General features: G+C 72.7%; 26 protein-coding genes and 4 pseudogenes. 15 read left to right on the top strand and 15 right to left on the bottom strand.

The genetic code is table 11. The features are described 5' to 3' along the window. The first annotated feature begins 55 nt into the window (after positions 1-55). Positions 56-1153, top strand: coding sequence for a helix-turn-helix transcriptional regulator (locus K7B10_RS36770; RefSeq protein ID WP_229343482.1), 1098 nt, complete (start codon positions 56-58; stop codon positions 1151-1153). Between the two features lie 26 nt (positions 1154-1179). Here the strand turns inward: K7B10_RS36770 and K7B10_RS36775 are convergent, their stop codons facing one another. After that, positions 1180-1620, bottom strand: a complete 441-nt coding sequence (locus K7B10_RS36775) for a hypothetical protein (protein ID WP_229343484.1) — start codon at positions 1618-1620, stop codon at positions 1180-1182. A 317-nt stretch (positions 1621-1937) separates the two neighbouring features. Between K7B10_RS36775 and K7B10_RS36780 the strand changes: the two genes are divergently transcribed. Then, a complete protein-coding gene (locus K7B10_RS36780; RefSeq protein WP_229343486.1) occupies positions 1938-2207 on the top strand; it encodes a response regulator transcription factor in 270 nt (89 codons plus the stop codon). A 144-nt stretch (positions 2208-2351) separates the two neighbouring features. Here the strand turns inward: K7B10_RS36780 and K7B10_RS36785 are convergent. The 4 genes and pseudogenes from K7B10_RS36785 to K7B10_RS36795 form a co-directional block, all read right to left on the bottom strand. Continuing rightward, positions 2352-2780, bottom strand: a pseudogene (locus K7B10_RS36785) (ABC transporter substrate-binding protein); the annotation flags it as partial. Between the two features lie 302 nt (positions 2781-3082). Next, positions 3083-3226, bottom strand: coding sequence for a putative leader peptide (locus tag K7B10_RS41710; protein ID WP_372481511.1), 144 nt, complete (start codon positions 3224-3226; stop codon positions 3083-3085). A 90-nt stretch (positions 3227-3316) separates the two neighbouring features. Beyond that, positions 3317-3775 carry an RrF2 family transcriptional regulator gene (locus tag K7B10_RS36790; RefSeq protein ID WP_229343488.1) on the bottom strand — a complete coding sequence of 153 codons (459 nt, stop codon included), beginning with the start codon at positions 3773-3775 and terminating at the stop codon, positions 3317-3319. Positions 3776-3903: 128 nt separating this feature from the next. Beyond that, positions 3904-5106 (bottom strand): acyl-CoA dehydrogenase family protein, encoded by a 1203-nt coding sequence (locus K7B10_RS36795; RefSeq protein ID WP_229343490.1) that lies wholly within the window; start codon positions 5104-5106, stop codon positions 3904-3906. Positions 5107-5527: 421 nt separating this feature from the next. Here K7B10_RS36795 and K7B10_RS41715 point away from each other — a divergent pair, with 421 nt between their 5' ends. Together K7B10_RS41715 and K7B10_RS36800 are read left to right on the top strand one after the other, a co-directional pair. Then, complete coding sequence (locus K7B10_RS41715) at positions 5528-5611, top strand: putative leader peptide (RefSeq protein ID WP_324617234.1); 84 nt, start codon at positions 5528-5530, stop codon at positions 5609-5611. A 221-nt stretch (positions 5612-5832) separates the two neighbouring features. Continuing rightward, positions 5833-6402 carry a winged helix-turn-helix domain-containing protein gene (locus K7B10_RS36800; protein ID WP_229343492.1) on the top strand — a complete coding sequence of 190 codons (570 nt, stop codon included), beginning with the start codon at positions 5833-5835 and terminating at the stop codon, positions 6400-6402. An 11-nt stretch (positions 6403-6413) separates the two neighbouring features. Here the strand turns inward: K7B10_RS36800 and K7B10_RS36805 are convergent, their stop codons facing one another. Next, positions 6414-8123: a CocE/NonD family hydrolase gene (locus K7B10_RS36805; protein ID WP_372481512.1), complete on the bottom strand. Its 1710-nt coding sequence runs from the start codon at positions 8121-8123 to the stop codon at positions 6414-6416. 93 nt (positions 8124-8216) lie between these two features. On the opposite strand from K7B10_RS36805, the gene K7B10_RS36810 reads away from it, so the two are divergent. Next, positions 8217-8933, top strand: coding sequence for a TetR/AcrR family transcriptional regulator C-terminal domain-containing protein (locus K7B10_RS36810; protein ID WP_229343494.1), 717 nt, complete (start codon positions 8217-8219; stop codon positions 8931-8933). A 38-nt stretch (positions 8934-8971) separates the two neighbouring features. On the opposite strand, the pseudogene K7B10_RS36815 reads toward K7B10_RS36810, so the two are convergent. The 3 genes and pseudogenes from K7B10_RS36815 to K7B10_RS36825 all read right to left on the bottom strand — a co-directional run. Next, positions 8972-9178: pseudogene (locus tag K7B10_RS36815) on the bottom strand (transcriptional regulator); the annotation flags it as partial. Between the two features lie 54 nt (positions 9179-9232). Continuing rightward, entirely contained in the window at positions 9233-9832 is a 600-nt protein-coding gene (locus K7B10_RS36820) for a TIGR03086 family metal-binding protein (protein ID WP_229343496.1), read from the bottom strand. A 142-nt stretch (positions 9833-9974) separates the two neighbouring features. After that, a pseudogene (locus K7B10_RS36825) lies at positions 9975-10346 on the bottom strand (class I SAM-dependent methyltransferase); the annotation flags it as partial. A 95-nt stretch (positions 10347-10441) separates the two neighbouring features. Here K7B10_RS36825 and K7B10_RS36830 point away from each other — a divergent pair. The 5 genes from K7B10_RS36830 (at position 10442) to K7B10_RS36850 (ending at position 13248) form a co-directional block, all read left to right on the top strand. After that, positions 10442-11080: a dihydrofolate reductase family protein gene (locus K7B10_RS36830; protein ID WP_229343498.1), complete on the top strand. Its 639-nt coding sequence runs from the start codon at positions 10442-10444 to the stop codon at positions 11078-11080. 69 nt (positions 11081-11149) lie between these two features. Then, positions 11150-11554 (top strand): hypothetical protein, encoded by a 405-nt coding sequence (locus K7B10_RS36835; RefSeq protein WP_229343500.1) that lies wholly within the window; start codon positions 11150-11152, stop codon positions 11552-11554. Then, positions 11515-11997 (top strand): hypothetical protein, encoded by a 483-nt coding sequence (locus K7B10_RS36840; protein WP_229343502.1) that lies wholly within the window; start codon positions 11515-11517, stop codon positions 11995-11997. Before K7B10_RS36835 ends, K7B10_RS36840 begins: the two co-directional genes overlap by 40 nt. Positions 11998-12158: 161 nt before the next feature. Continuing rightward, the gene (locus K7B10_RS36845; RefSeq protein WP_229343504.1) at positions 12159-12380 is read left to right on the top strand and encodes a DUF7489 domain-containing protein; all 222 of its coding nucleotides are present in this window, start codon (positions 12159-12161) and stop codon (positions 12378-12380) included. A 298-nt stretch (positions 12381-12678) separates the two neighbouring features. Beyond that, a complete protein-coding gene (locus K7B10_RS36850) occupies positions 12679-13248 on the top strand; it encodes a ribosome-inactivating family protein (protein WP_229343506.1) in 570 nt (189 codons plus the stop codon). Between the two features lie 117 nt (positions 13249-13365). Here K7B10_RS36850 and K7B10_RS36855 read toward each other — a convergent pair whose 3' ends face one another. From K7B10_RS36855 to K7B10_RS36865, 3 genes are all read right to left on the bottom strand, one after another. Next, positions 13366-13896, bottom strand: a complete 531-nt coding sequence (locus K7B10_RS36855) for a GNAT family N-acetyltransferase (protein ID WP_229343508.1) — start codon at positions 13894-13896, stop codon at positions 13366-13368. A 137-nt stretch (positions 13897-14033) separates the two neighbouring features. Continuing rightward, entirely contained in the window at positions 14034-14678 is a 645-nt protein-coding gene (locus K7B10_RS36860) for a fasciclin domain-containing protein (protein ID WP_229343510.1), read from the bottom strand. Between the two features lie 84 nt (positions 14679-14762). Next, positions 14763-16349 (bottom strand): molybdopterin-dependent oxidoreductase, encoded by a 1587-nt coding sequence (locus K7B10_RS36865; protein ID WP_229343512.1) that lies wholly within the window; start codon positions 16347-16349, stop codon positions 14763-14765. A 316-nt stretch (positions 16350-16665) separates the two neighbouring features. On the opposite strand from K7B10_RS36865, the gene sigK reads away from it, so the two are divergent. Genes sigK through K7B10_RS36880 form a run of 3 tightly spaced genes read left to right on the top strand, consistent with a single transcriptional unit; the run spans position 16666 to position 18695 of the window. Further along, complete coding sequence (gene sigK / locus K7B10_RS36870; RefSeq protein WP_229345694.1) at positions 16666-17253, top strand: ECF RNA polymerase sigma factor SigK; 588 nt, start codon at positions 16666-16668, stop codon at positions 17251-17253. Beyond that, positions 17250-17999, top strand: a complete 750-nt coding sequence (locus tag K7B10_RS36875) for an anti-sigma factor (RefSeq protein ID WP_229343514.1) — start codon at positions 17250-17252, stop codon at positions 17997-17999. The genes sigK and K7B10_RS36875 overlap by 4 nt, the downstream gene beginning before the upstream one ends. 60 nt (positions 18000-18059) lie before the next feature. After that, positions 18060-18695 (top strand): carbonic anhydrase, encoded by a 636-nt coding sequence (locus K7B10_RS36880; protein ID WP_229343516.1) that lies wholly within the window; start codon positions 18060-18062, stop codon positions 18693-18695. 36 nt (positions 18696-18731) lie between these two features. Here the strand turns inward: K7B10_RS36880 and K7B10_RS36885 are convergent, their stop codons facing one another. Beyond that, complete coding sequence (locus K7B10_RS36885; protein ID WP_229343518.1) at positions 18732-20186, bottom strand: hypothetical protein; 1455 nt, start codon at positions 20184-20186, stop codon at positions 18732-18734. A 165-nt stretch (positions 20187-20351) separates the two neighbouring features. On the opposite strand from K7B10_RS36885, the gene K7B10_RS36890 reads away from it, so the two are divergent. Further along, positions 20352-20498: a hypothetical protein gene (locus tag K7B10_RS36890; protein WP_229343520.1), complete on the top strand. Its 147-nt coding sequence runs from the start codon at positions 20352-20354 to the stop codon at positions 20496-20498. 189 nt (positions 20499-20687) lie between these two features. Here K7B10_RS36890 and K7B10_RS36895 read toward each other — a convergent pair whose 3' ends face one another. Together K7B10_RS36895 and K7B10_RS36900 are read right to left on the bottom strand one after the other, a co-directional pair. Next, the gene (locus tag K7B10_RS36895) at positions 20688-21953 is read right to left on the bottom strand and encodes a hypothetical protein (protein WP_229343522.1); all 1266 of its coding nucleotides are present in this window, start codon (positions 21951-21953) and stop codon (positions 20688-20690) included. Positions 21954-22291: 338 nt separating this feature from the next. Beyond that, positions 22292-23200 (bottom strand): LysR family transcriptional regulator, encoded by a 909-nt coding sequence (locus K7B10_RS36900; protein WP_229343524.1) that lies wholly within the window; start codon positions 23198-23200, stop codon positions 22292-22294. A gap of 313 nt (positions 23201-23513) precedes the next feature. On the opposite strand from K7B10_RS36900, the pseudogene K7B10_RS41405 reads away from it, so the two are divergent. After that, positions 23514-23804: pseudogene (locus K7B10_RS41405) on the top strand (gamma-glutamyl-gamma-aminobutyrate hydrolase family protein); the annotation flags it as partial. Between the last annotated feature and the right edge of the window lie 8 nt (positions 23805-23812).

Genomic DNA, 23812 nt, shown 5'->3' on the forward strand with positions numbered 1-23812 from the left:
AATTGGTCACCCCCTTCATCAAGGTGCGTGGCAGCAAGGCGAGGAGGGGACATCAATGGACATTAGCCGTGATTGCGGTCTGTCAGAGGTTCCGGACGGCTGGCGGACGACCGACACGGCCGTCTACGGGTGGGTCCTGGAGCAGGGGCGGCTGGACGAACCGGCGGTCGCGGCCGCCCTCGGCCTGCCGGAAGAGGAAGTGCGGGAAGCCCTCGCCCGGCTCATCGCCTCCCGGCTGGTCCGGCGCGACCCCCAGGACCCGGTGCAGGGCTTCGCCGTCTCGCCCGATGTCGCCCGCGCGGAGCTGGCCGCCCCCGTACGGTCCCGGATCCGCCAGGTCGAGGAGGAGCTCGACCGGGCCCAGCGGGAGTTGGACCGCTTCTCCGTCGAGTACCTCCGGCACGCCAAGCGGGGCAACGGCCAGTTCCGGCTGATCGCCAACATGCTGGAGGTCAGGGTCGCCCTCACCCAGGCCTCCGAACGGTGCACCGAGGAAGTGCTCTCCAGCCAGCCCGGCGGCGGCAGCCGGGTGGTCGAGGCGATGGGCGAGGCCCTGGCGCGCGACCGGGCGATCCTCGAACGAGGCGTTCGGATGCGCACCCTCTACCACCACACCGCGCGCTTCAACGGCCCGAGCCAGGCGTACGTCGCGGCCGCCTCGGAGTTCGGCGCCCAGTACCGGACCGCGCACGAGCTCTTCGGCCGGCTCATCGTCTTCGACCGGGAGCTGGCCTTCATCCCGCTGAACGACGGCTCGCGCGGCGCGGTGGCCATCAGCGAACCCTCGGTGGCGTCCTACCTCGCCGACGTCTTCGAGCAGACCTGGACGCACGCCACTCCGTTCGCCGACGCGGCCAGCCAGGGCCTCGGCGAGGTCGCCCAGGAGATCGACCGCACCATCCTGCGGCTGCTCGCCGCGGGGCTGAAGGACGAGGCGATCGCCCGCCGCCTCGGCATGTCGCTGCGCACGGCGCGGCGCCACATCGCCGACATCATGGAGCAGTTGGGGGCGGAGAGCCGCTTCCAGGCGGGCGTGGCCGCCGTGCAGCGCGGCCTGCTCGACGCCGAGGAGCTCCTCGCCCCCGCGGCAGCCGGGTCCGATCCGGCCGGCGCTGATGCCGCCGGTGCCGGTGCCGCCGGTGCCGGTGTCTGAGGCGGCTGCCTGCAGCCCGGCCGGGCTCATGCGGCGGGCTCGATCCGCATCAGCAGATACCGTGCCGAGGCCGAGAGCTCGGCCGTCCACGCGCGCCCGGTCGGCACGTACAGCAGCTCTCCCGCCCGCAGGCGGCAGTGGAACGGCTCCGCCCGGATGCCCTCCGTCCCCGGAGCGAGCGTCCAGCCGCCGCCGCCCGAGACCTGCCGTACGAGGGTGCGGGCGGGGACGGGAGCTCCGCGGACCTGCCGCGGCGCGTCCGGCGCGCCGCGGCTGACCCGCACCGCGGCGCCGAGAACGGCGGACAACTCGGTTCGCAGCAGGGCGAGATCGGCCTCGGTCGCGTTCGCGCGGCAGCCCGGGTGGTCGTGGTCGGGCCAGAGGATCCCCGGGCCCCCGCCCCGGTGGACCGAGAGGAAGAGCGCGAGCTCTCCCAGATGACGGGCTCCGCTGCCACTGGTCCGCATGTCCCTCCCCCCGTCCCTTGCCGTACGAGCACTCCCGGCGCCGCGTCCCGGCCCGCACGCCGGATCACGCACGCCGTACCGCGGCCGCCGCATGCCGGGCCCACGAACAGGCTCGCGCGCCGGCCCGCTCCGCAACAGTCACGTGATCCCGGTGCCCGGCCCCTCCCGCCGGGGTCGAATGCACCGACTTTTCCGGTTCGCCCCCGCCTCGCTTTGCTGCCAGGCACCTTGCTGAGGCCCGCGAGGGGTGGAGGGCGTACACCGGACCGGCCAGGCTGGGCGACGGAGCCAGCACCGTCCACCCCCAGGAGCCCGTCATGTCGCACGACACCGTCCTTCAGCAGTCGTTCACCCCGCGCGAGCGGGAGATCCTCGCCCATCTGCCCGACGGCGCCACGTACCAGGCCATCGCCCGCCGGCTGGGGCTGAGCCCGCACACCGTCGACACCTACATCCGGCGGCTGCGCGGCAAGACCGGCACCACCAACCGCACCCAGCTCGCCGTCCTGGCCACCCGGCTGGGCCTCTCCCCGTACGGGACCCACCACGCCCCGGCCGCCGCCCCCGTCCGGGGCACCGGGCTGTAGCGGCCCGGATCGGGCCACCCGCCTCGCTCCGCACGCCGCGCAGAGGTACTGGATCATGGATGCGGGCCCGAACACGCGGGCCCGGGTTCGCGGGGCCGCGTACCGGCGGAGTCTCCCGCCGCCCGCGCCCGCGCCCGCGCCCGCGTTCACGACGAGCTTCACGCCGCCGGAGGCGGACCCGGAGATGATCCGCAGGTTGCTGCTCTTGGACTTCACGTAGCCGTTGATCGACGGCGAGGGCCCGATGAACCCGATGTCGAGAGAGCCTCCGTTGAGGGCTTCGATCTCGGACGGGCCGGCGTTGAAGGATTGCGGTTTGATCGCGGTGGCGCCGAGCTCCTTGGCGATCAGACCCTCCTGGAGACCGACCAGGGCTGTGGCGTGCGTCAGGTTCGGGAAGTACCCGATGCGGACCTCGGACGCGGAGAGCTTCTTCTCACCGGTGGCCGCGGCGCTCGCCTTGTCGTCTTCCTTCTTGGCCTGGGAGCCGTAGCCGCAGGCGGTGAGCAGCACGGGGAGCGTCGCAGTGACGGCGATGGTGCGCAGGATGGTGAGCGGTCTTGCGGCAGACACGGAGGTGTCCTTTCACGGGATGGTGTTCACGGAAGTACGGAAGTACGGAAGTACGGAAGTGCGGGGGGTACGGAGAGGGGCGCGCCGAGACCATCGGCACACACGGCACCCGCTTCGGGCCGTTGCTGACGGGCCGGAACCCGGTCGCGGGCACAGGAGTGGGCGGGTTACGGACGCGCCGGGGCAGGCGTCGAGCTCGTACGTCGAACGTCCGCGCTCGAAAAGCGCACGGTCGGTGAGGTCGGCCGAGAGGCCCGCCCGGCCGACGGAGGTACCGCGCGGGGGCCGTCCGGCGAAGGGGTTCAGCCGGGCTGACAGATGGCGCTGGAGGTGCGTACGAGGTCGATGTGTCGGCGGGAGGTCAGAGGAAGCATCCGGCCTGCGTTGCGCAGTTCTCGCACGGCCACCTCACTGATTCCTAGTTTTCCCACCTGATTGGTAGGCATATTGGCAGAGCCACGCAGCGGGCCCAAGAGGCTGACCGCATCGTGGACGCCGTCATCTCGCAATATGGGAAAGTGCAGGTGGGGCGAGGGTCAGGGATTGGTCCAGGCCCCGGGGGGATCGGCCAGTGCCGACACGCCGGAGGGCAGATCGGAGGCCGCGACGTCGGCGAGCGTCACACCGTCGAGGATCTCGCGCACATTGGCACGCAGCGCGATCCACAGGGGGAGCAGCGACTGGGCGGGGCCGGTGTACGACAGGTCCGGCGGGCGGACCCCGCGCACCGAGACGAGCGGTCCGTCCACGACGCGGATGACGTCCGCGATGGTGATGGACTCGGCGGGCTTGGCCAGACGGTAGCCGCCGTTGCCGCCGCGCTGGCTGAGCACGAGACCGCCCCGGCGCATGTCGTTCAGGATGCCCTCGAGGAACTTGTGCGGGATGTCCTGGGCGGCGGCGATGGCCTCGGCCTTCACTGGCCCGTCGCCCTGCGAGGCGGCAAGCTGCAGTGCGGCACGTACCGCGTAGTCCGCCCTGGCTGAGATCCGCATGGGGCCATTATCCGGCATGGATCCGGCCGGCGTCGGCCACGGGTGGCCGGGGGCTGCCGGGCGGGTGCGCCCGCCCGGCAGCCGCGGGGACCGGCTCATGGATCCGTACCCGAGCGGGAGCTCCCGCGTCAGTGGAAGGCCGCCGCCACCGCGCGGTGGGAGCCGTTGAGGTAGTGCTCGCCGATGGAGCGCAGGCGGTGCGCGACCGGCCGGTGGGCCGTCAGGACCCGGGCGTTGCGCCAGAACCGGTCCAGACCGGGTGCGTCGGCGAGTTCCAGTACCCGGGCGGTGATGTGCAGGGCGGCCTTCGACACCACGGCCTCGGCCGTGGCGACCAGGGCGGCGACGCCCGCCGGTACCTCGGCGTCGAGGTGCGCACCGGAGGCGAGTGCCTGCGCCATGACCTCCGTCGCCCGGTCGACCACGGCGGTGGCCGTCTGGGCGGCGGAGGCGAGTTCCCCGTACGTCAGGAAGAGGTCCGGGTCCTCGCCGGGCAGCCGGTGCGCGCGGCCGCCCCTGCTGAGGTCGCGTGCTTCGGTGAGCGCGCCCTCGGCGATGCCGAGGGCGACGTGGCACAGGGCGAGCCGCAGCGCCGGTTCCGCGAGCGCGGTGAGGGGTGGGGTCGACTCCTCGTCGTGCGGTCGACGGCCCAGCACCTGCTCCGGCGTGATGGCGACCCGGTCCAGGACGACCCGACCCGCGCCGGCGACCCGCTGTCCGAGGCGATCGCGGGAGGGCTCGACGCTCACGCCCCGCGCGCCGGCCGGGATCCGTACGACCAGGACGTCGCCGGTCGTGGCGCAGACGGCGTCCACCACGATCTGGTCGGCGGCGGCCACCGCCGTGTCGACGGACCGGCGTCCGTTCAGGACGTGGCCGGTCGGGCGGGGCCTCAGCGTGAGGTCCGGTCCCCTGGTGTCCTCGTCGGGCGCGAGGGGGCGGACCGCCCCGGTCCACAGCCAGCGCTCGCGCACCGACTCCTCTTCGAGGGCGGTGGCGAGCTCGGGGTCCGCGTAGAAGCGCCCGCTCCAGGCGTGTACGTAGTGACGGGCGAGCAGGTCGCCGACGGAGCTGTCCGCCGCGGCGATCTCCCGTATGACGGCGCAACCGGTACGCCAGTCCGCCCCCCGGTCGGGTCCGGGCGGAGTGAGGGCCGCGGGCAGGCCGGCCTCGCGCAGCCGGGCCGTCTCGTCGATCGGCGGCTTGCCGGCCTGGTCCCGGGCGATGGCGTCCGCGGCGAGGTCGTCCGCCACATCGCGGGCGGTGCGCAGGAGCGCACGGTGCCGTTCGTCGGTGGACTGGCCCGCGACCGGGCTGGGTGTCGTGCGCACGGGTGTCACCGGCAGTCCCCGGTGCCGCCGTGCGGCGCGGGGGCTGGGCGGGCGGCGGTGCCATGGGGGCTGGCGGTGGTCATGTCGGCTACTCCGGAACGTTGTTGGGGGCGACCGGGCAGGGCGGTGAATCCCCACTTTTCCCATCGGATTGATAGGGATACTCGCCCGAAGTGACCTTCCCGGCAAGGGGATGACCGGATGATGGACGGTCCCATCTCGGGATGAAAGACGCCGCAGGTCAGCGTCCGGCGTGTGGAGCCGAGACCGGATCCGCCGGCAAGGAAGGTGCGCGGTACGGGAGTTGAGGCCGCGGGCATCCCTGGCTGAGACGAGTCGCCGCGTGGTCCCGCCAGCTATTTCCTATGTGAACAGTAGGGAAGTATTGACGAGCATCCGCCGCGCACCTCACGATGTGCCCATGTCCCCGTCGCAGCCGTTGCTCGTACGCCGCAGGCACGTTGACCTCCGTCGCGTCGCCAGCGCCGTCTGCCGCCCCGTCTAGGCCTTTTCGTCAGGGCATTTCCCCGATGCGCGCCGGTGTTCCGGCGCCGCTCCCCCCGTGCGTCGCGCCTTTCCCGTGACCCCGGCCCGCTGGGCCGTCCGGGTCGGTCCGGCATGCGCCGTGCCGGCTTCCCGGTCGGTTCCGTCACGGAGACGCCCTGCCCTGTCGTGCCCGAACACCCGGCATCCGTACTTCACTCCGCGCAGCCGAAGGGGCTCATCATGACCACCGCGATTCCCGCACCCGCCGTCCGCCGTTCCCGGACCCCCCGCCTCCAGCTGGTCGGCCACCGTCCGCCCGGCGCCCCGGCCGTCCCCGCCGGCGGGACCGACGGGGGCCGCGTCGGGTACCTCGTGTTCCTGCCGGCGAACGTCGACCCGGTCGCACTGATGCAGGCGCACGGCATCCGACCGGAGATCCATCCCCTCGGTCTCGGACTGCCCCAGGCTCCCGGGTCGCAGCCGGACCCGGCCGCCCCGCAGTCCGACCCCGCTCGGATCGACGGTGCGATCCGGGTCGACCGGGCGCGCCGGCTGGTCGAGGTCGACGGGCACGAACTGGAGCTCACGTACCTGGAGTTCGACCTCCTGGCCCATCTCGTGGCCCACCCGTACACGGTTCACACGCGTGATTCCCTCATCTCGGGCATCTGGGGCTACGGGCACATCGGCGACGGCCGTACGGTCGATGTCCACGTGGCCCGGCTGCGCCGCAAGCTCGGACCCGCCCACCGGGACCGCATCTCCACCGTGCGCCGCGTCGGTTACAAGTACGTCCCCGATCACCGGTAGCCCCGGGTCGGTCAGACCTGGCCCGCAGGGCCCCCTTCGCAACCCCCGGCATCCGCCCCGAGCGTCAAGGCGGAGTCCGCGTGGACCGTGATGCGCACCGGTGTGAACGTGGTGGCGTCCACTGCCGACTCCCCGCTGCCGGGATTGCGGGCGTAGCGCGGATGGGCGCCCGCGCTGATCTGCCACCGTATGCGGTGGCCGACGGCGAAACGGTGGGCGGTGTGGCTCATCGCCACGGTGACCTGCGAGGGCTCCTCCCCGTGCGTGCGCACGCTGCCCAGCCCGTCACAGATGTTGACGGAGCGGCCCTGTGCGTCCACATCGCACAGCCGGGTGAAGACATCGGTGTGCCCGGTGTCCGTGGAGATGCTCAGCCGCGCGGAGACCGGCCCAAGGACGTCCACGGCCTCGGTCAGCGGTGGACCGGTGAACGTCAGCACGTCGTCCCGGGCCTCCAGGGCGCTGTTGTCGCGCGGACCGGCGGTACGGGAGAGGAGCTGGCCGCCGACGGAGGGCGTCGGGTCGTCCGGGTCGTGGCGGAACGAGGTCAGCGGCGCGCGGTCCGTGGGAGCCTGCCGGGTGAGGTGCCCCTGCGCGGTGGGGAACCACGGGACGGGGTGCGCGGCCGGCGGCCAGTCGGCGAGGTCCCGCCAGGCGTTCTCGCCGCCGATGTGCACGCGCACCCGAGTGGGGCGCAGGCCGGAGGCGTCGGGGCCCAGGTGTGCGCGCAGCCAGGCGAGGCTCTCGGCGAACACCTCGGGCCACCCCTGCTGCAGGGCGGAGGTGTGGGTCCAGGGGCCGACGAGCAGGGAGGTCTCGCAGCCGGCCGCGCGCAGCCGCCCGTACTGCTCGAAGGTCTGGTCGGCCAGCACGTCGTGCCATCCGGTGATCAGACTCGTGGGCACGCGGAGCCGCTGCGCGGACTCCGCCTGGGACGCACCCCGCCAGTACGGGTCGTCGGCGTCCGGGTGCGCCATCACCCCGTCCAGCCAGGGCACTTCGACCCCGAGGGCCGAGGTGTGCGCCCCGCGCAGTGGTTCCGCGGTGCTGACCTCGCGCATCCGGCGCTGCAGGCGAAGTGTCGCCTTCAGGAACGGACCCGTGCCCCGGTGCTGGTAGGTCATGCCCAAGCCGACGGCGAGAGCCGTCTCCAGGTGCAGCGCGCCGCCGGAATGGAACAGTGCGTGGGGATCGTGCAGGCCCACCTGCACCACCATCGCCTTCAGTTCCGGCGGCGGGTCCAGGGCGAGCGCCCACTGTACGTAGCCCAGGTAGCTGGGGCCGACGGTCCCGAGGGTCCCGTCGAACCAGGGCTGTTCGCGCAGCCAGGACACCGTGGCCAGGCCGTCGTCGGCCTCGTTGCGCCACAGGTCGAACGTGCCTCCCGACCCGCCGGTTCCGCGGCAGCTCTGCAGGACCACGTGAAAGCCCTGTTCGGCGAAGAGCAAGCCGTACATGGGGGACCACGGCAGGCCCCGGCCGTACGGGGAGCGCACCAGGAGGGTGGGGAAGTCGCCCTCGGTGCGGGGGAAGTAGTGGTCGGTGATCAGCGGAGTGCCGTCGGCGGCCGGCACCACCAGCCCGGGCTCCCAGCCGACCTCGTGCAGTTTGGCCGGGAGGCGGCGCCATGTCGCCCTCATCATCCGTGCGGCCAGCGGCGGTTTCCCGGCCGGTGGTGCCCAGATCGACCTCGACACGGGACCGCGCGTGGGAGTAGTCATGGTTCCCCTCCTAATTTCCGTACGTTGTACGAGAATAGCTCATGCTTGACTGGGGTCCGCAAGGGACGCCGATCAAGGAGAGGAGCGTGGACCGTGCCCACCGAAGGAAATGCCGGCGCCCCGGCAGTCGACCCCCAGCAGCTCTGGCTGGGCTCCGACCAGCCGCGCAGGGGGCGCAAGCCCGCCTACAGCCGAGAGGTGATCACGGCGGCCGCCGTGGCCCTGGCGGACGCCGAGGGGCTCGAAGCGGTCACCATGCGGAAGGTCGCAGCGGAGGTCGGAGCCGGCGTCATGTCGCTCTACAGCTACGCCCCCGACAAGGAGACGCTGCTGAACCTGATGGTCGATCACGTCACCGCCGAACTGCCGACCGCGTTCACGCTCACCGGCGACTGGCGCGCGGACCTGAAGGCCATCGCCCGCCTTCAGCGCGCCCACATGCTGCGCCATCCCTGGCTCCCCGCCGCCCTCACCACCCGCCGCGTCCCCGGACCCCACACCCTGGCCTTCCTGGAACGCGCACTCGCCGCCCTGCGGCCCGCCGGACTGGACGGGGCGGCGAAGCTGGAGGTCTTCGCCCAGCTCACGGCATTCGTGGCGGGGCACGTGGCTCACGAGACGGCGCAGGCCGCGCTGGCGCAGTCCCCTGACCGCGCCGCGGCGGAAGCCCGCTACCTCGCGGCGGTCGCCACGGACGGCAACCACCCGGAACTCGCCGAAGCCCTCTCCACCCCCGGACGCCCCCTTACGCCCGACGCCACCTTCGCCCGGTTCCTCAACCGCCTCATCGGCGGCCTCGACACCGACTGACCGAATCCCCGATCACCTCGGCGGCCGCGCGACGGCACTCACGGCCGTGGCGCGGGCCGCGGATCCGGCGCGGTCTCCAGGGCTACGGCCCGCAGGGCGGCCGCAGGCCGTACGACCGGCTCCGCCTGCGGCCGGGGGAGGCGGGCCAGGAGCAGACTCCGCTGCTCCTGCGGTCCGCAGCGCACCGGGAGGACGCGTACGCCGGGCGGCGCCGCGGCGGCCAGCGCCGCGGGCACGGTGGTCAGCCGCAGCTTCTCGGTGCGACGCCGGGTCAGGGTTCTCGGCGGGCGACCGCGGTGTCACGGGGTCGGGGGTGTCCAGTGCGGATCGCGGCCGCTCAGCCCGACCGCCCGGTCGAGCAGCGGGGCGTCGTCCGGTACGGGCACGACTGCTCCGAAGATGCCCCCGCCGCGGCCCTCGTCCTCGGCGGCCCGCAGCAGGAACGCGTGCGAGACGCGCAGCGCGGCGCGGTCGGGCGCGTACTCCTGGCCGGTGGCCCGGGCCAGGTCCCAGCCGTGGATGACCAGTTCGTCGGCGGCGACCACCCCCGCGATCTCGCCCGGCAGGTCCACGCCTCCGGCACGGGTCATGCCCGTCCAGGCAGCCGGTTCCCTCCAGGCCTCGGCCATCTCGCCGAGGGCCCGGGGCAGCCCCTCGCGCCAGTCGGCGGGCAAGGAGGGCGTGGTGGCGCCGGGGGCCGTGGCCGTCGAGGGGCCCAGGTCCTTGCGGGCGGCGTCGCGGAAAGCGACGGCGAGCCCTGAGAGGTGGCCGAGCAGGTCGCGGACCGTGTACTCGGGGCAGGGCGTCCGGCCTGCGAGCGCCGCGTCGGGGACCTCACGCGCGAGCCGGGCCACGAGCCGGGCCTGCGGCCCGAGATCGACAGCCGTCGTGTCGGTCATTTCTCCGCTCCCTCCGAGGTGCTGCGCCTGAAGGGTAGACCGGTGACGAAGCCGGAACTCATCGCCACGCGGGCACTATGTCGCGGCTGCGCCGCCACGGTCCGGCCATTCCTCCCGGAGCATCGCGTACACCAGGTCGTCGCGCCATGCCCCCCTTGAACGTCCAGTCGAAGGTATAGCCGGTGGTCGCAGGGTAGTCAGGGCGGGGATCCTGGATCGTATAGGCCACGAAAGGGTGGTCCACCGACGTGACCAGCCGGCCGCAGGGCCTGATCACTCGCCGCAACTCGGACAGCGTCGGCCCCCAGTCCTCCAGGTAGTGCAGCACCAGAGACGCGACCACGTCGTCGAACGCATCGTCGTCGAACGGCAGGGGGTCGCCCAGGTCGGCCACGTGCAGGGTGACGCCGTTGCCCAGCCGCCGTCTTGCCAGCGCCAGCATCCCGGCGCTGGCGTCGATGCCGGTGACGACCGCGCCGCGGTCGCGCAGCGCGGCGGACACCGGACGGAACCCGGGCGGGCCCGCACCGGGCTCGCCGTGTCGATGAGTTCGCGGGCGTCCGCGGGTCTATCTCTTGACGGAGACAACCGACTCATCGGGAGGAAGCCATGGGCCTCATCCACATCGAGATGTTCGCGACCCTCGACCTCGTCGGGCAGGCGCCCGGCGGCCCGGAGGAGGACCCGTTGGGGTTCCCGTTCGGCGGCTGGCAGGCGCCCCTGCTCGACGAGGTCGCCGGGGCGCAGGTCGGCGCGGCGTACGAGGGCACGGACGCCCTCCTGCTCGGCCGGCGGACGTACGACATCTTCGCCGCCTACTGGCCCCACCAGAAGGGCGGCGAGGACGGCGAGATCGCCACGCTCTTCAACAGCGTCCCGAAGTACGTCGCCTCGCGCGGCAGGCCCGACCTCTCGTGGGCCGGGTCCACGCAGCTCGGCCCGGATCTCGCCACCGCGGTGCGTGAGATCCGCGACCGGCACGAGCACGTGAAGGTCGTCGGCAGCCTGAACCTCGTGCAGAGTCTCCTGCGCGAGAAGCTGTTCGACCGTCTCGACCTCTGGCTGCACCCGATCCTGCTCGGCGTCGGCAAGAAGGTGTTCGACGGCGGCGCGGTACCCACCAACGTCACCCTCCTCGAACCCCCGGCGGCCAGCCCGAAGGGCACCGTCTACCTGCGCTACGGGCTCGCCGAAGGCACGCCCGGGACGGGGGACATGAGCGCCCCCGACCGCGGCGTCGGAAGCTGACTCCACGCCGTCCCTCCTCTGAAACAGGCGTCCGGGGCGCCGCGCAACTTCCGCCCCAAGGAGTCCCTGGTGGCCGCGGGCAAGGACGTGGTCCTGAGGTGGCACGGACCCGACACCCTCACGTACCGGATCCAGGGTCCGGACGGCTCCGCGGAGACCGTCACGTCGAGGAACGGGACGTCCGGCTGGGAATGGTCGCCGAAGGCGGGCCAGGAGCCGAAGAGGGACGCCACGTACACCCTCATGGCCACCTTCCCGGGCTCGCAGCAGCCCGGGTCCTTCCTCACCACCACCGTCCACCTGCGCAGCCCCGAGTTCGAGAGCGTGACGGCTACGAGCGGGGTGCACGCCCCGTGGGTCGAGGGGACGGCGGAGAAGGGCAGGATCACCTTCACCGCGCGGGGCGCGCGGTTGCAGGACGACGCCCGGTCACCGTGTCGGCCTCGGCCGCCACGGCCGAGGCCGACACGGTGACCGCGACGTGGGTGCGCGGCCGCGACACCGGCGCCGGGTGGATCCGGTTCCCGTCCGACGGGATCACGGTCGGCCACGGACCGGGAGGCGACCTGGGCACGGTCACGGCCGGCAAGATCAGTGTGAACGACCTCACCACGCGCCGGGCCCAGTTCAAGGAACGGCTCACCCTCCAGGGAGGGCTGACCGTGGACGACGTTCTGGAGACGCAGGACGGGCCACCGCGGCTGGTCGTCCGCGGCCGCCTCGACGCCGAGGGCGACGTGAACGCCGCCGGCGGACTCACCGTCCAGGGAGACTCGCTGTTCATCGGGAAGGTGAATGCCAACGGGCACCTGTCCGTCCGCAACAAGGACGTCGGATGGATCATGCACACCCGGGACGACCTGGTCGCGATCAACGGTGACCTGCGCGTCCACGGGGCGTTTCGCTCCGACAGATGACGGATGTCCCCGCTCGTGAGGGAGGGCCGGTGTCGTGGGCAGGTTCGCCGGGGCCATCGGCGGCCTGCCCGCAGGAGACGCTCCCGCATGACATTTGTACGGCCCGAGACGGGATGCGTGGCCCTACCGGAGGGGGTGTGGCAATCCGTAGGCTCCACACCATGTCGAACTCACACAAAATCGGACGTGACGACTCCTGGGAAGGTGTCGTGGTCGACCTGTCCAGGGGCATGCTCGACGGCGCGAACATGTACCACTTCGCCGAGATCCGCCTCGCCCACGGAGAAACGGTCAAGGTCCGGATCGGCCGCGGCCTCTGGAAGTCGATCGCGGTCGGAGACCGGATCGTCAAACGGCCCGGAGTCGACCCCGTCAAGGGGTAGCCGTTTTCACCCGCGTCCGGCGGGCCCTTCGCCTGCGTGCCCCACGCGCGTGCCGCGGCGCTCGCGGCACCGGGACCACCTGCCGATTTCTTAGCATCAGGGGCCAACTATTCGCCCGGCTGCCACCAGGGCGACTACAAAGGATCGGACCGATCCGAACCCTGCGATGGGAAGAATTCCGAAGGCGGTGTATGCGTATGCGTGAACACGGCAGGACCGAACCGATCGCGGTCAGATTACTTCGGGAAAGGCGGATGTCTGGCGGTCTCCCTTGATACGGCCGACCATGCTGAGACCCGTGTCGTTTTCCCCGGCGCACGCGTCAGCGGACGAGTACCAGTACTTGACGGCGACCATCCGGTCGAGGGCGGTGGATGCCCAGGGATTCTTCGGCGGGGCCTCGCGGCAGCCGGGGGAAATGGCCTACCTGCCCCTGCACGTTCAGCTCCGGGGTCTGTCCCTCGACCTCTACATCGAGCTCCGCCTGCAGAACGGGGGCATGCGCATCGTCGGATTCCGCAACACCCTGGAAAACGGGCAGGCCCCACGGGAAGCGTGCGTCCGGCACGTGCGGGATTCCGTTGCGCCACCCGGAATACCGCGGACCGAAGTCCTGCCGTTCGGCGGGGACCGCTCCGACTTGGAGACGGCCGCCGCCGTGCGGCGACGGGGAATTTCGCTGGGGCGCCGGCAACTGGGCAACGCGGTCACCTGGCTGCACCGGAACCGGGATCCGAAGTGCACCGCGCACGGAATTCTCGTGCTGTCGGAAATGATCTGCGAGGCCGCCCGCTACCCCGCCCTGGCCGATGCGATGTCGCGCATCTGGATGACCGGCGGACGGCTGTCGGACGCGGCACCCGCCTGAATTCCTTACCCGGGTGCGGCCCGGGCCGCACATGCGGCTCCGGAGCCGCATGTGCGGGGGAGTGGCCGGCGGCTGGAGCGGCCGTGTTCGCGCTCACGCGACGGTCGGGGTGGTCGGTCACATGGGGTACGAGAACAGGCGTACCGCTCCGGCCGGCCAGTGCGCACCGTCGTGCAGCGGCGTCCACATGGTGCGCAGCGGCATGGTCACGGGACCCCCGTGTTGTTCCACGCTGACGTCCTGGTCCAGCACCCGCCAGCCCAGCCGCCGATAGAGGGGGACGAGCGGCGGTCGGCAGAAGAGGAGGCCGTGCCGGGGGCCCATCGTCCGGGCGTGGTCGAGGGCCGCGGCCATGACGAGGCGGGCGAGTCCCCGTCCGCGTACGTCCGCTGCGACGGCCACCCCTCCGACCCCCACCACCTCGATCCCGGCACCATCGACCGAAACGGGTATCCGAAGCAGGCCCGTATGGGCCACGAGCCGGCCCTCCAGCCTGATGCCGAAGTGCTCGTCCTTGGGCAGCCATGCCAAGCCGGTGTCGGCGACACCGAACGGATCGGCGCCCTCGCCGAGGATTTCCGCCTGCTCGGTCTTCGTGTATCGGGTGAGGCGCACCGCTGTCGGTGGCACGGATGACAAGTGGTCCATCCGGACATGGTCCTGTCTCGGCGGTCCCCCTGGCCAACCGGGGTGCTCCACACCCGGGATAGCCCAACCCCGGCTGGTCCGGCGCCCCTTGCTTCCCGAGGGGCGCCGGACCGTACACGTATGGCAGCCGCCGGCTGCTACTTCGGCATCAGGACGGTGTCGATGATGTACACGTTGGCGTTGGCGGTCTTCACGTTGCCGCAGACCACACCGGCGGTGCCGTTGACCTTGTAGGTCTCGCCGGAGCCCTTGGTGGTGAGCATGCCCTTCTGCAGGGTCTCGAAGGAGCCGTTCCCCAGCTGCTCGGGCATCAGCCTCTGGCCGACGACGTGGTAGGTGAGGATCTTGGTGAGGGTGGCCTTGTCGGCGAGGACCTTGTCGAGGTCGGCCTTCGGGATCTTCGCGAAGGCGTCATTGGTCGGTGCGAACACCGTGATGTCCTTGGCGTTGTTGAGGGTGTCCACGAGATCCGCCCGCTTGACCGCGGCGACCAGCGTGGACAGGGCGGGGTTGTTGGACGCGGCCGTGGCGACCGGGTCCTTGGCCATGCCGTCGAAGGAGCCCGCGCCCTCCTTGGGGACGCCGGCACAGGCCGGCCCGAAGGGCTGGTCCGCCGTCGTCGCCTCGGCGGGGGTGCTCTCGCCGGCCCTGGCCGGATCGCCGGCGGCTGCCGGGGCGGCCTTGGTGTTGTCCGACGGGTCGGAGCAGGCGGCCAGCGAGAAGGGCAGCAGGACGGCCGCGGCGACGGCGATCCCGGTACGGCGGATCTGCATGCTGTTCATGATGGTTCTCTCCTTGGTAGAGATGGTTCGCATCGATGGGTGGTTCATGCCGGACACGGCCCGGGGGCTGCCGGTCCGGTGGTCTCAGGGGACGGTGACGAAGACGCTGTGCCAGCCGCTCGCACCGTCGGGGATCGTCCGCGTGCGGTCTTCGGTCTGCACCGCCCCGGTGCCGTCGCTGGCGCGGACGGTGAGGGTGTGTCCGCCGGGCGTGGCCCGCCAGCGGTAGGACCACTGGCGCCAGGTGTCGAGGGTGCTCTGGGCGGCGAGGACCGCGTCCTGCCAGGGCCCGTCGTCGACACGGACCTCGACACGGCTGATGCCGCGGTGCTGTGCCCAGGCCACGCCGGCGATCACGACGGTGCCGGCGGCGGGGCGGGCGAAGGGCTTCGGGGTGTCGATCCGGGACTGCGTCTTGATCGGCGCCCGGCGGGCCCACTTCCGCTTCACCCAGTACGGGTCGTAGGCGTCGAAGGTCGTCAGCTCGATCTCGGTGATCCACTTGCAGGCGGACACGTATCCGTACAGGCCCGGTACGAGCATCCGGACGGGATAGCCGTGCGCGAAGGGCAGCGGCTCGCCGTTCATGCCGACCGCCAGCATCGCGTCGCGCCCGTCCATCACGTCCTCGACGGGGGCTCCGAGGGTCATGCCGTCCACGGAGCGGGCCACCAGCTGGTCGGCCCCGCCGCCCTTCGAGGGAGGTTGGACACCGCATTCGGCGAGCAGGCCGGCGAGAGGGACACCGAGCCAGCGGGCGGTGCCGACGTAGGGCCCGCCCACCTCGTTGGACACGCACGTCAGGGTGATGTCGCGCTCGATCAGCGGTCGGGCCAGAAGCTGGGCGAGGGTGTACCCGCGGGGCCGGGTGACGCCCTTCCCCTGGATCCGCAGCCGCCAGGTCCCGGCGTCGACCTTCGGTACGACAAGAGCGGTGTCGACCCGGTAGAAGTCCCGGTTGGGCGTCGTGAAGGCACTGATCTCCGGGACCTTCAGCTGAGCTCCGGCCGGGACCGCGGGCGCCGGTGAGGCGGGGGCGGGCAGCGCGAGGCCGGCGCGGGAGGCCACGGCGCCCCGGCCGCGCCGCCCGGAAAGGGTCCGGCCGGCCACCCCGGCTCCGGCGGCGGACGCCGCGGTCACGGCCGCCACCGTGAGGAACCCCCGTCGGCTCCAGCCGCTCCCGGTGCCCGTGCCACCTGAAGTGGAGCCGACGGGGGCGGCTTTGCCGGCCAGGCCGTACAGGACGGCCGCGGCCGTGAGGGCGCCGACGACGGAGGGGAGGGCGTCACCGGCACCCGCGGAATCGGGCCTGCTCAGGGCCGCGGCCGCGCCGACTACCCCGAACACCAGGGCTCCGGCCGCCCCCGTACGCCGCAGCCGCAGCGACACGACTCCCAGGACGGCCGCGAACAGGGCCAGCACGAGCAGGATGCCGACCTGGAGGACGGTCTTGTCGTCCTCGCCGAACGTGCGGATCGCGAAGTCCTTCACCGCCGCGGGCGTCCGGTCGATGACCGCACCGCCGACCACCGTCACCGGCCCGGCGGCCGGCCGCAGGAGACCGGCGGCCAGCTCGGCGACGGCCAGCGCGCTGAACCCGGCCAGAAGCCCGGCCAGCGCCCCACGGGCGGTGCGGAGGAAGGTGGTGCGGAAGCTGCTCACACCCGGCATTCGCCTCCACCCGACCGGTGGATTGGTCTGTCACCCGAACGAGTGACAGTCGCCTTCTCGCGGCCTCCAGGGCCTCTGCGCGTCTGCGACGGTGACGCCCCCGCCACCCCATCCGGACGCGCTTGCGCTACGAAGTACGGGTGAGAGGCACTCTGCACGGCTCTGCTGCCGGACCGCCCCGAGGCGGCTGCCCGGCAGGGCCCGACTTACGAAGGACTCCCATGCCATGGACACCCCGCCCCCGGGAGGCCGGCCCCGGCCGCCCCTTCACCCGGCTGCCGCGGCCGGAGCCCGCCCTGTGAACCAGCCGCACCCGATGAACCAGCCCCATCCGACCGGTTCCTCCGGCCACACCCGCCCCGCCGACCTCGCCGCACTCATGCAGCAGGTGGAACGCGGTGACAAGCAGGCCTTCTCGGCCCTGTACGACGCTCTCGCACCCATGGTCTTCGGGATCGTGGTCAAGGTCGTGCGCGACCGTGCCCAGTCGGAAGAGGTGGCCCAAGAGGTCATGATCGACCTGTGGCGGCAGGCCGCCCGCTACCGGCCCGAGGCGGGCAGCGTGACCACCTGGGCCTCGACCATCGCCCACCGGAGGGCGGTCGACCGGGTCCGCTCGGCACAGGCCGCCGCCGACCGCGAGCAGGCCCAGGCGGCCCGCGAGCACCACACGGCCTTCGACGAGGTGTCCGAGGAGGTCGAGACCCGCCTGGCGAGCGAACAAGTACGCCGCTGCCTGCGCGGCCTGACCGAACTGCAGCGCCAGGCCGTGACCCTGGCCTACTACGGGGGTCTGACCTACCGTGAAGTCGCCCAGACGCTTCGCACCCCGCTTCCGACCATCAAGACACGCATGCGCGACGGGCTGATCCGGCTTCGCGACTGCATGGGGGTGACCACGTGAACCAGCACGCATCCGATGTCCACGGCCTGGCCGCGCCGTACGCGCTGGACGCCCTGGATCCCGCCGAGCGCGCGCAGTACGCCGCCCACCTGGCCGCGTGCGAGGCCTGCCGGCAGGACGTGGCCGACTTCCGGGCCACCGCCGCGCGTCTGGCGGCCTCCGTGGCCCAGGCCGCGCCCGAGCTGATGAAAGAGCGCACGCTGGCGGCCGTCGATCACGTACGACAGCTCCCGCCCCGGGTTCACGCAGCCGCCCCGGTCCCCTTGCGCGGCGTGCTGCGCCGCAAGGCGCTGCCGATGGCCTTGGCCGCGAGCCTCGCCGCGGCGGCCTCGTTCGCCGGCCTGGCCGCCTGGCAGCACCAGGAGAAGCAGCAGCTGGAGCAGCGGGCCCGGCAGAGCGAGCAGCGTTTGGACGCCGTCAGCGGTGTCCTGGCCGCGCCGGACGCCCGTACGGTCCACGGCCGGGCCGGCAACGGAGCCTTGACCTCGGTCGTCGCCTCCGACCTGCGGAACAGGGCGGTCTTCACCGCCACCGGCCTGCCCGCGCCGCCCGCGGGCAGGACGTACCAGCTGTGGCTCGACCACGACGGGACCATGCGCCCGGCCGGGTTCATCCGCCAGGACGGCACCGTCCTGCTCGACGGAGACGCCGCCGGCGCGGCCGCCGTCGGCCTGACCCTCGAACCCGCCGGCGGTTCCCCGCAGCCCACCACCGCCCCCCTGCTCCTGATGGCCCTCCCCGCCTGAAGCCACGGCCCCGGCGGACCCCGCGGTGTGGCGGTCCGGGCGGGGTCGTAGCCTGCGGTCATGAGTACCTCGCCGTCTCCCGCTCCGTCCGAGGCCTTCGAGCTGCTGCTGGCCGGGAACCGCCGGTTCACCGCGGGCTCGTCCGAGCACCCGAATCAGGACGCCGCACGCCGTACCGAGACGGCGCCGGCCCAGCGTCCTTTCGCCGTGCTCTTCGGCTGCTCCGATTCACGGCTGGCCGCCGAGATCATCTTCGACCGCGGTCTGGGCGACCTGTTCGTCGTCCGCACCGCGGGCCACGTGGCGGGTCCGGAGGTCCTCGGCAGCATCGAGTACGCGGTGAGCGTGCTCGACTGCCCTCTGGTCGTCGTGCTGGGCCACGACACGTGCGGCGCGGTCGGAGCGGCGCGCGCCGCCCTGACCGACGGCGTCAGCGCCACCGGTTACGTACGCGACGTCATCGAACGCGTCACCCCCAGCGTGCTGGCCGCCCGCGCCGCGGGGCTCACCGACGAGAACGACATCATCGCCGAGCACATACGGCACACCGTCGACCTCCTCCTGGACCGCTCCCGCGTCATCGCCGACCAGGTCACAGCGGGGCGCACCGCCGTCGTGGGCCTGTCCTACCGGCTGGCCGACGGCAGCGCCCGCGTCGTCACCACCCACGGCCTTCCGGGCGAAGCGGCGGCCTGACCGCCCGGTCACGTGCCGCGGGCCACGGTGACCGGGTCAGTCCCGGCCGCCGCCGCGGGCGTCCAGGGCGGTGATCACCGCTCCGCTGCGCAGTGTCGCCGTCAGGGCGGGCGGGGGAGCGGGGGCCGGGGGAGCCTGGGCGGTGAGCGTCCGGCCGGCCGTACGGGAGTGCAGTGACCCCGTGGCGGTGATCTCCGCCACCTCCCGGCTTCCCGCGGCCAGTTGGTAGCCCCGGCCGGACGGAGCCCGCCAGAGCGTCGCCGCGAGGACGTGCTGTCCGAACCGCCCGCAGGCTGCGGTCGACTCGGCATGTGCCACGGCCAGGGAGGCCCCTGTCGGCGGCCGGAGCCGGATCCGGACGTCGCCCCGGCCGTCCCAGTGGGTGGCGCGGGTGCAGGACCAGACGGCTCGCCCGGTGCTCTCGGGGAGTTCCGTGACGGCGAAGTCCCACAGGTTGACCGCCCGGACCGCGCGCCCGTCCACCTCACCCAGCGTGCAGGCCTCCTGGGCCCAGCGGGCCAGGGCGGCGGGCCCCGTCGCCTCGCGGGGCTGGCGGGCGGGCGGCACGTCGGCGCCCTCGGCGGGCGGGGTGTACGTCAGGTGGACGGGGAGCAGGCCACCGAGGTCGGCGAGGAGGAAGGCGTGCTTCTCCACGATCCGCGGCGAGGAGGCGACCTCGAGGACCGGGCGCGGTCCGCAGCCCTCGCTCCCGGCACCGCGCGTGGCGGCATCGCCCTCGCGCTGCCCCGCTGCCCCGTGCGGGAGGTCGGTGGTGACCGTCCCGTCGGAGCCGATCGGCAGGGGCCGGGCGGCGCCGGCGGGGGCGGTCAGGTCCCGGACCCCCGCGGTGGCGATCCACGGCGCGAGGAGCCGGCGGGCGGTGCCTGCGTCCCGGGTCAGGGTGACGGCTGCCGCCGTGGTGACGTTGGCGTCGTCGGTCCGGGCGATGTCGAGGCTGCGGCGGCCGCCCCGTTCGGTGTAGCGGACGATCCGGTCGGCGTCGAGAAAGACGACGACGAGGGTGCCCGGCCCGGGATCGCCCGCGAACAACAGCTGCGGCGGGTGCCCCGGCGGCTCCGCCGAGACTCCGGGCGCGACGGCGACGGCCGTTTGCGAAGTCGGCGCGGCCCAGGTGCCCAGTGCCCGGGTGAGGAGGGCCCGGTCCCCGGTGCGCGGACCGCGGGCCGGCCAGGCGGTGAAGTCGACGCGGCCGGTGTCGGACCAGGCCTGGGCGGGCACGCGGACCAGGCGCGCGGGGTCGAGGGCCGCGCGGGCGGCGGGAGCTCCGGCGTACGGGGCGGGGAGCCCGGAGTCCGGCCCGCCGGCGGTGGCCCGGGTGAGCCCGGCGGCCAGCAGCAGGACGGCGGTCAGGCCCCAGGCGGCGCGGACGCGGGTGCGGCGCAGCAGCAGATCGGTGGGGCGGGTGTGGACGTCCGCCGGGTGTGAGATCGTTTCGCTGGCGGACCGCGGCCCCGTCCCGACCGAGAGCACGGCACTGCCGTCGGCGCGGGACCCCGTAGCGCCGCCGGGTCCTCCCGGCGAAACCGGATCGGCCTCGGCGTCCGGTCCCGCCGATTCCGCGGCCCCCGGCGCCGCGCCGGCGGCCCCCGGCGCGGCTGAGGCGTCACCGGCTGGCAGCCCCAGCCCCAGCAGTGCATGGCCACCGTGGCCGGCATCCCCGGGCCCAGGGCGGGCACCGGGGAGCGCTACGCCCTGGCAGGCTTCCGCCGCCTCCTCGCGGAGAAGGCGCAGCGCACACGGGAGCGCTCCGACTTCGCCGATGGCTGGCTGCCCCGCATCTAGCCGCGCCATCGGCGTCACTTCGGCTCGGCACGCAGCAGCATTTCCTCCGGTGTGGAGGGTGTTTCAGGGGGAGGGATCCCATGCCTCGGGGCCTGCGCCGCGCCATTCCACGAAGTCGGGGTCGGTGACGGGCGGGTCTACCCGGCGATCGTGCGGTTGTGGGAGAACGCCTGGGCCGAGTTCGTACCCTTACGGTCCGGGTGGGGTGGCGGTCTGATCGTCGTTCAGGCGGGCTCGCCACTCGCTGACGTGTTCATCGGGTAGGGAGGCCAGGCGGGCGATCTCGGCGTCACTGCGTCCGTCGGACCAGGCCAGGATCCGTGTCACGGTGCGGTTTCGTCCGGCGCGGAAGTCCTTGAGCAAGTTCTCAAGGCGTTCGACTTCCTCGCCTTCGAAGAGGAGTTGCCGGTCGACGCCGGCGCGTTCCTCGGCACGCAGGTGTCGGAGGTAGGTGTTGAGTCCGGTCAGGACGAGCCCGTGTTCGCGCGCGGTGTTTTGGAATCTGTCGTTCAGGTCGGTCAGCACGCAGTCGGGGACGTCGGCGAGTGTGGCTCCGGGGGGTCTGGCCGCTTCCCAGGTGCTTTTGCCGGTCTCTGTGGTCTCCAGCCAGGTGCGGGCGTCTGTCGGGGTGCGGGCGCCGGATGCCTGTGCGCGGTAGGCGTACAGGGCGGCCCGGTGGCCGTAGAAGGTGAAACCGTCCTCGATGTGCCTCTCGGCGGTGCGGCAGGTTCTGCCCGGCACTCCCCCGTAGCCTGTGGCGGGGTGGTAGTCGGCGTAGGCGTCGAGTTCGGCGTCGGCGGCCACGGCCCAGGAAGGGTCGCAGAGCTCGGGGTTGGCGGCGAGGAAGGCGCCGACCTCCACGCGCCAGGCGGGGGTCGGTGTCGTGCGCAGCCTGGGCCAGTGGAGTGCGCCGGAGGGGTCGAGGGTGTGGGTCGCGGTGTGTTCGATGTCGTCCCAGGCGGTGGCGGCCTCGGCTGACCATTCGAGTTCGCCGTCCGGTCCGATGCGGTGGATCGAGTCGACGAGGCGCTGCACGGCGGGGAGTATGCGCTGTGCGAGGGTGTGGAGCTCTTCGGCGGTGAAGAAGCGCCAGGTACAGCCTTGCTGTGGGTCGTGGGTGAGGTGGCTGAGGAGTTGGACCATGGTTGCGGGGGCAGGGATGGTGCCGTCGCCGAGTGCCCTGCGGGGGAGTCCGGGGAGTTGGCCGGTGAGGTTGTCCCCGGCGGCGCGCCAGTTGGTGTCGCCGAACCAGACGGCGCCGTCGTGGGGGTCGATGGCCAGCCACTGCTGGTATCGCGTTCCGGGGCCGTAGCGCTGTTCCTGCTGTTCGGCGTGCTCGTCGTGCCATACGTACTCGGCTGGTGGCGGGTCCAGCTCTGCGGCGATGAAGGCGTCCTCGGGGCGGTAGCCGGTGAGGATGCGGGCCGTTCCTGGCGCGCTGTCGGCTGCGGTCATGAGGGGTTTCCTCTCGGTGGAACGTCAACCGGGGCCAACGTAGTCCGCTCGCCACATAGTAGTTCAACTTTCAGCCACTGCGTCCGATAGTCGGACGCGCTGGGAACGCTGGCCTCGCGGAATGGTCTACGCGCGTGCAAGCGGCGCCAAGTTGGCTGCAATTCACGTGGCCTCCATGGCCTGTTCACCTCTGGCTGCGGCGTCCGATCGGCCTGCGGGAAGGGGGACGGGGAGCAGCGTTGCGATCCCCTTCCCGCAGCCGGCGCCCTTCCGGGCTGGGGGGTGGATGCGTGGTGAGGCGGCGGGCCGGCCGCCTATGGCTGCGGGCGCCGTGCGCGTCAGGAGAGTGCGGCCCGCGCTTGGTCGGCGAGCATCTGCTCGAGGTCCAGGACGGCGCGTGGGGTGTGCCGGGTGTCGATGCGGACGGCATAGATGAAACGGGTCAGGCGGGGTGCGGCCAGGGGGCGGGCGACGATCTCGGGGCTGGTGCGGGGCAGGGCGAGCTGTGGCATGAGGGCCACGCACATGCCCGCGGCCACGAAGCCGAGCACGGTGTTGAAGTCGTCCCCCTCGTACTGCAGGCGGGCCTGGAAGCCGGGCGTCCGCGCCATCTGGGAGAGCAGTTCCAGGCGCAGTGCGGCCTCCGGGGCGGCGATCCACGTCTCGGAGGCGAGGCTGGCCAGGTCGATCACCTCCCTGTCGGCCAGGCGGTGGTCGGCCGGGACGACGGCCACCACCGGGTCCCGGGCGACCAGGGTCCGGCGCAGCATCCGGGGCGGAGGCATGGGGATGAAGTCGTAGTCATAGCTGAGGGCCAGGTCCATGTCGCCGCGCTTGAGCCGGCTGTAGCCGGCTTCGGGTTCGAGTTGGCAGAGGCTGACCTGGACGTGGGGGTAGGCGGCGTGAAGCCGGGCCAGCGCCTGGGGAACGATGCCGGTGGCGGCCGAGGCGAAGGCGCCGAGGCGGATCCGTGCGGCGGTGCCGGCGCGCATGGCGTCCAGTTCGGCCGATGCCGCCACCAGGGCGCTGCGGACGCCCTGTTCGGCGTCGAGGAGGACTTCGCCGGCCGGTGTGGCGCGCACGGGGCGGCGCTCGAGCACCCGAAGACCGGCGCGGCGTTCGAGTTCGGCGATCTGCTGGGAAACGGCGGGCGAGCTGTAGCCGAGTTCGCGTGCGGCGGCGCTGAAGGAGCCGTGCCGCACCACGGCTTCGAGGGTGGCGAGCAGGCGGGGGTCGAGTCCGTGCACGGAGTTAAGGCTCACTTATCTGTCGCGAAGATGTGTTTTCTTGTGATTCAAGATGAATGCCAGCAGGATTCTTGCTCGCGGCAAGAAGAACGCAGGCCTGTGTCCCCGGGCCGCGCGAACGCCTCTCCCCGCCCTCACGGCGCCCTCCACCCGTACCGCCTTCGCCTCCGCAGCCTGCCGTGGACGGGGCACGGCGGCGGACGGTGCGGATCGAACCGTCGACGGGCACCCCTCACGCCCCGAAAGGAAGTGGTATGCCCCAGCAACCGCTCATGGGACTCACCACCTACCTCGCCAACGCGCAGTGGGGTGAATGGGACATTCCCCCCGCGGTGCTGCCCGCGGCGTACCCGGACTGCGCACAGGCGGCGGGCGGCCGCACCGTGCTGCCGCCGCCGGACGGGCCGGAGGCCGCGGCCGATGTGGTCGGCCGTCTGGACGCGATCGCCCTGAGGGGGGTGAGGGCCTGGATCCCGCCCCGTACGGGGCCGTGCCCCATCCGCGTACCGGGCCGCCGGTGCGTGAGCGCGACGGGTGGGAGCGGGCCGTGCTGGCCGCCGGCCTCGCCCACCACACACCCGTGCTCGGGGTGTGCCGGGGGATGCAGCTCAT

The organism is Streptomyces flavotricini (assembly GCF_020639365.1).
Classification (GTDB): Bacteria; Actinomycetota; Actinomycetes; order Streptomycetales; family Streptomycetaceae; genus Streptomyces; species Streptomyces flavotricini.

Coding starts and splice junctions, on each gene's coding strand:
- K7B10_RS36770 (WP_229343482.1), top strand. CDS start 56: ATGGACATTAGCCGTGATTGCGGTCTGTCAGAGGTTCCGGACGGCTGG.
- K7B10_RS36865 (WP_229343512.1), bottom strand. CDS start 16,349: ATGCCGGGTGTGAGCAGCTTCCGCACCACCTTCCTCCGCACCGCCCGT.
- K7B10_RS36845 (WP_229343504.1), top strand. CDS start 12,159: ATGTCGAACTCACACAAAATCGGACGTGACGACTCCTGGGAAGGTGTC.
- K7B10_RS36880 (WP_229343516.1), top strand. CDS start 18,060: ATGAGTACCTCGCCGTCTCCCGCTCCGTCCGAGGCCTTCGAGCTGCTG.
- K7B10_RS41710 (WP_372481511.1), bottom strand. CDS start 3,226: ATGCCTACCAATCAGGTGGGAAAACTAGGAATCAGTGAGGTGGCCGTG.
- K7B10_RS36855 (WP_229343508.1), bottom strand. CDS start 13,896: ATGGACCACTTGTCATCCGTGCCACCGACAGCGGTGCGCCTCACCCGA.
- K7B10_RS36780 (WP_229343486.1), top strand. CDS start 1,938: ATGTCGCACGACACCGTCCTTCAGCAGTCGTTCACCCCGCGCGAGCGG.
- K7B10_RS41715 (WP_324617234.1), top strand. CDS start 5,528: ATGTCCCCGTCGCAGCCGTTGCTCGTACGCCGCAGGCACGTTGACCTC.
- K7B10_RS36820 (WP_229343496.1), bottom strand. CDS start 9,832: ATGACCGACACGACGGCTGTCGATCTCGGGCCGCAGGCCCGGCTCGTG.
- K7B10_RS36860 (WP_229343510.1), bottom strand. CDS start 14,678: ATGAACAGCATGCAGATCCGCCGTACCGGGATCGCCGTCGCCGCGGCC.
- K7B10_RS36890 (WP_229343520.1), top strand. CDS start 20,352: ATGGCCACCGTGGCCGGCATCCCCGGGCCCAGGGCGGGCACCGGGGAG.
- K7B10_RS36805 (WP_372481512.1), bottom strand. CDS start 8,123: ATGACTACTCCCACGCGCGGTCCCGTGTCGAGGTCGATCTGGGCACCA.
- sigK (WP_229345694.1), top strand. CDS start 16,666: ATGAACCAGCCCCATCCGACCGGTTCCTCCGGCCACACCCGCCCCGCC.
- K7B10_RS36800 (WP_229343492.1), top strand. CDS start 5,833: ATGACCACCGCGATTCCCGCACCCGCCGTCCGCCGTTCCCGGACCCCC.
- K7B10_RS36790 (WP_229343488.1), bottom strand. CDS start 3,775: ATGCGGATCTCAGCCAGGGCGGACTACGCGGTACGTGCCGCACTGCAG.
- K7B10_RS36895 (WP_229343522.1), bottom strand. CDS start 21,953: ATGACCGCAGCCGACAGCGCGCCAGGAACGGCCCGCATCCTCACCGGC.
- K7B10_RS36775 (WP_229343484.1), bottom strand. CDS start 1,620: ATGCGGACCAGTGGCAGCGGAGCCCGTCATCTGGGAGAGCTCGCGCTC.
- K7B10_RS36830 (WP_229343498.1), top strand. CDS start 10,442: ATGGGCCTCATCCACATCGAGATGTTCGCGACCCTCGACCTCGTCGGG.